Here is an 8,701-nt window from a genome sequence, read left to right as displayed (position 1 = left end):
GTTTTGGGTATCGTGGCTGGTGGCAAATTCTTGGGCTAAATACTGCGCAAGGGTAGCAATTTGGGGGCGCTCGTAGATTTCCCGAGGGTATAACATTAGTTGTAAGTCGGTTTTTAGGTGGTTGATGGCTTCCATTACCATTAATGAATCCATGCCTAAATCCATCAGACTATCTTCAGGGGTAATTTTTTCCTTATCGATGTGCAGGATAAGGGCGATCGCCCCTATGAGATAATCTATTAATAGGGTTATTCTGCCACTCTCATCGGCTTTTAGTAGTTGATGGAATAATTGAGTTTGACTATCATCCTTTTCATCTTCTTCTGTTGTCAAAGAGGAAGAAACGACACCTTTTAGATAGGGAGACAGGGATAATTGAGGAAACTTACGGCTAAGTATATCCCAATTAAACTTAACTACCCCTACAGTGGAGTGAGGATAATTAATTAAATCTCCTATCATGGCAATACCCTTTTGAGGGGAGATGGTTTCAATACCCACACTGGTTAAATTCTCTTGGGTTGCCTTTGCCATACCCACAGAAAAAGCACCCCAGTTAATACTGATACCAGGTAAACCAAGGGATTGACGATAGGAGGCAAAACTATCAAGATAACTATTCGCCATAGCATAATTACCTTGTCCTATAGATCCTACCATGGAAGCCACCGAAGAATACAAGATAAAAAAGTCAAGGTTATCATCGAGGGTAAGTTGATGTAAATTATTTACCCCCATTACCTTAGCTGCCATTACCTTAGCTATTTTTTCAGGGGAAAGAGTTGCCAAGATACCATCATCCAATACCCCTGCAGTATGGATAACTCCTTTGAGGCAAGGTAAAGATTGACGAATATCGGTAATAATTTGGGCGAGGGATTCTTTTTCGCTGACATCCCCTTGTTTGACGATGACATTAATTCCCTGCTGTTGCCATTGACTAATTTTTTGAGAAGCGGAGGAAGAGGGTTGACTACGGGAGACAAGAATTAAATTTTTTGCCCCCTGACTGATTAAATAATTGGCTGTTTCTAAACCTAAAGCGCCTAATCCCCCTGTAATTAAATAACTGCCAGAGGATGTGACGGTAACTTGTGGTTTTTCTTGATAACTGTCAGGGGTTTTGTGTTGTAAACGACAATGGAAAACAGAGTTATTTCTGATTGCCGTCATGGTTTCTTTTTCTTGATGATTTATCAAGTAGGTAAATAGAGGAAAAGACACCCCTTGATTATCTATGTCAATCATACCTCCCCAATACTCGCTATGTTCGAGGGAGATTACTTTTCCTAATCCCCAGATACTGCCACCATAGGGATTGATTTTTTCTGTATGGGTAATGGATTGACTGTTTTGGGTAATTAACCAGAGTTTGATGTGATGGTTACTGTTAACTAAATTTTGAATTAGATAGATAACAGGTAAACAGTTTAAATAATTATTGTCTTTTAACTGATTAATATTATGTAAGTCATCATCTTGATTGATACCCCAACCATAGATAATTTTTTCTATTCTATTATCGAGACTGTCTAATAATAACTGATAGTCTTGTTTGTTTTTTGGATTGACATAATAGGTAGTTTCTTCCTGACGATAACTTTCCCCTTGATAAACTAAATAAACTTGACTACCTTGGGAGGTTAACTCTTTTGCCCATGCTTCCCCTAGTTTTTTCTCATCCACAAAGATTAAATAGCTACTGGGGGTATTGAGAGGAAAAGACTCTTTCTCGTTATGGATATTAATCGGTAAATGATGGGTATTTTCTGAAGTTGAAACATCATGCTTAGGAAGAGAATGGGTAGTGACAGCAACTCCCTCCATAACTAACTCCTTGGAGGAAGAAACTACCATGATTTTTTCCTCACTGGTATGAGAAATAGAAGTATCTTTTTCCCAAACTATTTCATATAACCATTGTTGACTATCATCCACGATGTGACTATCTCCATGCCAATATCTTTGATGTTGCCAAGGATAGTTGGGTAAAGAAACTCTTTGTAAATAAGGATAGTCTTGATGAAAACCATGCCAGTCAATTTTGAATCCTTGCTGGTAAAGAATACCTAGACTAGAGAGTAAATTTTCCCAGTCAGATTCTCCTTTACGTAAACTGGGTAGCCAAAGACACTCATCAGGGTTGGTTTTGTTTTCTACTATCATTCTCGCCATACCCAAAAGGGTTGGCTTACTACCAATTTCCAAAAAGATTTGGTAGTTTTGTTGTTGTAAATACTCCACACTTTGGGCAAAGTTTACAGGATGACTGATATGTTTTACCCAATAGTCTGGGGAAGCGATTTCTGCGCCGATGGTTTTTCCTGTGATGTTGGAGATAATTTCCCCTTGGGGTGGTTGATAGGTAACTTCTTGGGCAATTTTTTCAAAGTCTGCCAAGATGGGTTGCATCAATCGGGAATGAAAACCATGGGAGACTTTTAGGGGGCGACATTTTATTTTGTTTTCTTTGGCGCTGGTTTGTAGTTGTTGTAAGTCTTCTTTTTTGCCCGATACTACAATATTACTGTTACCGTTGACTGCGGCAATATCGAGGGGTAATCCTGTTTTTTGGATGAGGGTTTTTGCGGTGTCAAGGTTGGTAAATAGACATACCATACCCCCATCGAGGGGTAGTTGTTGCATGAGTTTACCACGGTGGGCAATGAGTTTGAGGGCGTCTTCTAAACTAAAGACTCCCGCAAGGGTGGCAGCAACATATTCTCCGACACTATGCCCCATCATTATAGATGGTTTGATACCCCATGATAACCATAGTTGGGCAAGGGCATATTCGATGACGAAAATGGCGGGTTGGGTATAGATGGTTTGATGGAGGGTTTCTTTTTCCTCGGGGTTAAAAAGAATTTCGGTGAGGGGTTTTTCTAAGTATTGACTGAGTATCTCACTGCAGTAGTTAACTGTGTCTTGGAATAGGGGGGCAGTCTGATATAATTCTTTGCCCATATTATGATACTGTGAGCCTTGCCCTGTAAATAGGAAGGCTATCTGATTATGATTAATCTGGTTATCTTGATTGATGGTTAGGGTGGCAAGTTTTTCGAGTAATTCTTTTTTATCTTTTGCCTGAATCCCTCGGCGGTGGTTAAAGTGCGATCGCCCCTTATTTGTGCTATAACATATATGACTAATATCATCCCCTTGGGTTTTAATGAGATAATCTTGATAACGATTCACGACATCTTGAAGGGCTTTTTCTGTGGTGGCACTAAGGGTTAAAAGATGGTAAGGGCGTTTTATTTTTTCTTGTGCCTTAACTTCTTTTGCTTCTATAGTTACGGGGGAATCCATCATATCTCCCACTATAACATGGGCATTTGTGCCTCCAAAACCAAAGGAACTTACCCCGGCAAAACGAGGTTGACTAGATTTTTTCCACGGCACAGATTTAGTGGCAATCTGTAAGCGACTATTTTCTAAGGTGATATAGGGGTTTAATTTTTTAAAGTTAACAATGGGGGGTATCTCTTCATGGTTTAACATCAAGACGGTTTTAATTAATCCCGCAATACCTGCGGCGGCTTCTAAATGCCCGATGTTTGTTTTTGCACTACCTAACCAACAAATAGGGTAGTCTTTTCCTCTTATTTCTTTCTCTACAGAAGAATCTTTTTCCACACTATCAGAAGAAGTCTTTTCCTCTTTATTATTAACCACACTATCCGAGGAAGACTCTTCCTCATTTTCACCGATAACAGAAGAATAGTTAACAGTCTGTTGCCCATCTAATAAAGGTAACAAACCAGCCAAAGAATTAACCTCGATAGGATCTCCTAAAGGTGTTCCTGTTCCGTGAGCTTCGATATAATTGATTTTATCAGGGGTAATAGACGCATTTTTCCACGCTGATTGAATTACCCTCTGTTGCGCTTTGCCTGAGGGCGCTGTTAAACCATTACTACGCCCATCTTGATTAATGGCGCTACCATGAATTACTGCCAAAACCTTGTCACCATCAGCTAAGGCTTTATCCAAGGGTTTGAGGATAACTACCCCACAACCTTCCCCGCGCCCATAACCATCGGCATCTTCCGAGAATGTCTTACACTTGCCATCCTCCGCCATCATCCCTGCTTTTTGGAAGGTTTCCGTCAATTCAGGGGCAAGGATTAAGTTAACTCCGCCCACTATGGCGCAGTCACACTCACCGTTTTTAATACTATTTACTGCTAAGTGTACCGCAACCAAGGAGGATGAACAAGCTGTATCCACACTCAAAGAAGGCCCAGTTAAATTAAAATTATAGGATATACGGTTAGAGGCGATCGCACCTGAGTTTCCTGTGCCAGAATAAACATTAACCCCCCAACCATGTTTCATCTGCAACTGGGCGTAATCTTGGCTACTGATACCCACAAATACCCCCGTGGCACTACCCGACAATTTTTCTGTCGTCAAATGGGCATTTTCCAGCGCCTCATAAGCCACTTCTAATAATAAACGCTGTTGAGGATCAATATTAATCGCCTCTCGAGCAGAAATACCAAAAAACTGTGGATCAAATTTGTCATAATCTTCTATATACCCCCCGAAATTATCGATGTTCGGGCGCAGATAAGTTTTACTGATATTGTTATTACCTTTAGATAAAAATTGCCAATATTTATGAGGGTTATCCGCCCCCGGAAAACGACAAGCCATGCCGACGATGGCGATTTGCTCTGTTTTATTAGCTATGCTTTCTTCGTCTTCTACAGCAATAACTTCATCAGTTTTTAGCTCCGACAAATACAAAGATAAACTTTTTATATTAGGGTAATCATAAGCCAAAGTTGGCGACAATTTACAGTTTAAATAATCTTCTAAATCCGCCGTAAGCTGAACAGCTTGGACAGAATCAAGTCCATAATTTATAAAAGGTTGTTCTATATCGATTAAGTTGGGATTTACTTGTAATCTATTAGCTACATTATTAATTAACCATTTTTGTATTTTTATAGCTTTTTTATTTCCTTTAATATTAATAGTAGAAACAGTATTTTTTATTCTACTAATATTATTGAAATATACCACTTTATGTCTAATAGAATTAGAATTTAAATTCCATTGTGCAACCACAGGAAGATTACCATCTAAAAATTCTTTTTTAGACGCATAACGAGCAATTTTACCACTAGAGGTTTTAGGAATACTACCTGTGCGAATTAAGACAATAGAATAAACCTGTAACTCATGATTTTCGGCAATAGCTTGGCGAATGGCATCAAAAATTTCCTCTTGCAAAATATCATTTTGCTTCAACTTTTGTAAAAAAGTCCTTTTAACCTCAAAAACCACAACTAATTGTTCATCATTTTCCGTTTCAATGGTAAAAGCAGCACCACTTTCGGGGTTAATAGCTGGATGAATATGTCCAACACTTTCTTCTATATCTTGGGGATAATGATTTCTACCACGAATAATAATTAAATCCTTTAATCTTCCCGTAACAAATAACTCTCCATCACCAATGAAACCTAAATCGCCTGTACGCAAAAAATCCTTTTTTTTTCCATCCTTTGTTTCAGCATGAAAAGTATTTTTTGTCAAATCTTTTTTTAACCAATAACCTTGGGTAACGCTTTCCCCCTTTACCCATATTTCCCCGACACTGTTATCAGGGCATTCTAAGAGGGTGTCAGGATTAACGATGGCGACTTCTAATTGAGGAGATATATTACCGCTACTGACGACTTTTTGTATATCAGTGGTATTTTCGGGATTAAAAACAATTTCGTTTTGTTGTAATTTTGTAGCCGAAATATTTTTGATGGTGGGAGATTGATAAGGATTTGCCCCAGAAACAATGAGGGTGGTTTCTGCCATACCATAACAGGGATAAAAACTCTTTTGTTGAAATCCGCAATCGGCAAAATATTGGCTAAATTTAGCGATGGTTTCAGCCCTGACGGGCTCAGCGCCACTAAAGGCGAGTTTCCAATGGCTTAAGTCTAAATCTTTTTTTTGCTTGGGGGTGACGGAGTTAACACACATTTCATAGGCAAAGTTAGGGCCTCCTGCGGTGGTTACTTTATATTTACTAATGGCTTTTAACCAACGGATGGGGCGCTGGAGGAAGGTAACGGGGGGCAGGGTGATGGTGTGAAAACAGGAGTAAATTGGTTGTAAGATACCACCAATTAAGCCCATATCATGATATGGTGGTAGCCAAAATGAGCCCACGCAATGTTCGTCGTTATGGAAATAATCTTTGATTAGTTGGGAGTTATGAATAAGGTTACCATGACTGACTATAACTCCTTTGGGTGTGCCTGTAGAACCGCTGGTATATTGTAGGAAGGCTGTTTCTGATGGGCTGATGGATTCTGGTTGCCAGTCTTGGGCGACACTGGAGGGAATGTTATCGGTGGTGAGACAGGTTATATGGTTATTTTTGGTTAATTTTTGCTCAATTTTCTCTTTGAGTGCCTGAGTCGTAAGAGCGAATAATGCTCCTGCATCTTTGATAATAGCTGATAGGCGGGTATAGGAGCGATTAGCCCTGGGAGGATAGGCTGGGGTGGCGATGACTCCTGCGTATAGACAGCCGAAGAAGGCGGTGATAAATTCTAAGCCCGGTTGATATAGTAATAATGCTCTTTCTCCTTTGGCTTTTTCGCTTTGGAGTTTGTGGGCGATCGCCCTTGCTTGTTGATCCAATTGATGATAAGTTAGATAATCAGACTCGTTCTCACCATCTCCTAAAAAGGTGAAGATAAGTTGATCTGGGTGCGAGATTGCACGCTCTTGAAGAAGACTTACAAAATTAGAGTATCTAACGTATCCCATGTATATCGAATCAACCTGATTATTAAGTGTTTTTATAATTATGAAACAATCTTTAACAATTCACAATTACGAATTGTCAGATCATACCATATTAACAATTGATAATTAATAATGGATAATGGATAATTAATTTTCTTTGTTTAGTTCATTTCTGATCGTTTTTCTTAAGTTTTTCGCTTTTTATTCTCTACATCAAAAAAAGTTAAGATAAAAAAAGGGAGAGTACATACTCTCCCCTCAATTTTATGGGCAATTTATTTAAACGATTAATGAAACGAAGGTTAGAATTACATTAAACCTAACTGGGAGAGAATTCCTTGACCAGTTAATAACTCGGTTAAAATACCGATTAAGAATCCTAACATTGCTAAACGACCATTCCAGTTTTCAGCAAAAGCGGTGAAACCTAATTTTCCTTTATCTTCCATAACTAATCTCCTATATATCTATAATTGCAGTTTAGTCAACTACTTGATACTTAATGTAACATAGATTTTTGAAGTTGGCAACATTTTGTTACATTTTTTTGAAAATGAGTTTAGAGTGAGGTTTGTAGGTGGCAGGTGCTAGGGAGGTTTCAGGTTTCAGGTTGCGGGTGACAGGTTATAGTTTGTTAATTGCCCATTGCCCATTGTTCATTGTTAATTGTCCATTGTTCTACGGTTTATGAAATAATGACAGTAAGCAGTATTTAAAATAATTTAGTAATTAATTATGAAAGCTAATTGGTGGCAACGCCTGACAAAAATAATCGTTGCAACAGTATTAATATTTACAGGGGCGATCGCCCTTACCCCTACTCCATGGCAGAATGCCCATGCCATCTTGGCGCAAGGGGATGCGATTACCGATCCAGAGGCAATATTGAGATATGCCCTGCCCATTGAAAATAAAAACATCAGAGAAGTTCAGAGTAACATCGAAAAAATAGAAAAAGATTTAAGATCAAAACGTTGGAAAAGAGTTGATAAAGAAGTAAGAAACGCCGCCTTTGCCCTCAAACTCCATGCCGATGACATCGCCCAAGATGTACCCGCTGAATTTGCCGAGCGCTCCCAGGAATTAGTAAATGCGATCGTCGAAGAAGTAGAAACCTTACCAGAATTAGTCGAAAGACAAAAAAGAGAAGAAATCCTTGCTGTTAGAGAAGAAATTTTAGCTAACATTACCGAACTAGAAGAAGGAATGGTCACAGGATTTCCCTTTGAAGTACCCCAAGATTATGCTAATTTACCTCAACTAAAAGGCAGAGCCAAAGTAAACATCACCACCACCCAAGGAGATTTAATCCTAGTGGTAGATGGCTACAGCGCCCCCGTCACAGGTGGTAACTTCGTTGACTTAGTGCAAAGAAAATTTTATGATGGACTACCCTTCATCCGTGCCGAAGACTTCTACGTCATTCAAACAGGAGATCCCGAAGGGCAAGAAGTAGGTTTTATCGATCCCGACACTAACAAATATCGTTCTATTCCCCTCGAAATTTTAGTACAGGGAGAATCCGAGCCTATTTACGGCTTTACCACCGAAGATGTGGGAATGTACCTAGCACAACCAGTGTTACCCTTTAACGCTTATGGAGCAGTGGCTTTAGCCCGTCCTAGCACCGACCCCAATGGTGGTTCATCCCAGTTTTTCTTCTTCAAATTTGACACAGAAGTAACCCCCCCCGGTTATAACCTCATGGACGGCAGATTTGCTGTATTTGCCTATGTTACCGAAGGTGCAGAAGTATTAGAAAAACTAACCCCTGAAGATAAAGTTATTTCGGCGGAAGTAATAGAGGGCGCTGAAAATTTAGTTTTACCCCAAGCATAGATAACCCTCGTTTGGGATAAAATTTATAGTTTTGTAAAGGTGTGAAGAATTGACAATTAACAAACTATAACCTGCAGGGATGTGCCATGGTACG

The 8,701-nt window shown here is 39.3% G+C and carries 3 protein-coding genes; 1 reads left to right on the top strand and 2 read right to left on the bottom strand.

Features of this window, described 5'->3' with window-relative positions; translation table 11 throughout:
- Positions 1-6,789: type I polyketide synthase (locus tag IQ215_RS11190; RefSeq protein ID WP_193801400.1), on the bottom strand; the 6,789-nt coding region annotated here is incomplete at its 3' end.
- 287 nt (positions 6,790-7,076) lie between these two features.
- A complete protein-coding gene (locus IQ215_RS11185) occupies positions 7,077-7,217 on the bottom strand; it encodes a high intensity light-inducible lhc-like protein (RefSeq protein ID WP_015221583.1) in 141 nt (46 codons plus the stop codon).
- Positions 7,218-7,503: 286 nt separating this feature from the next.
- Here IQ215_RS11185 and IQ215_RS11180 point away from each other — a divergent pair, with 286 nt between their 5' ends.
- Entirely contained in the window at positions 7,504-8,607 is a 1,104-nt protein-coding gene (locus IQ215_RS11180) for a peptidylprolyl isomerase (RefSeq protein WP_193801398.1), read from the top strand.
- Positions 8,608-8,701: the final 94 nt, after the last annotated feature.

The organism is Cyanobacterium stanieri LEGE 03274 (assembly GCF_015207825.1).
Taxonomy (GTDB): domain Bacteria; phylum Cyanobacteriota; class Cyanobacteriia; order Cyanobacteriales; family Cyanobacteriaceae; genus Cyanobacterium; species Cyanobacterium stanieri_B.
Note: the sequence above shows the minus strand (reverse complement) of the source record. Positions and strands in the feature narration are given on the sequence as shown.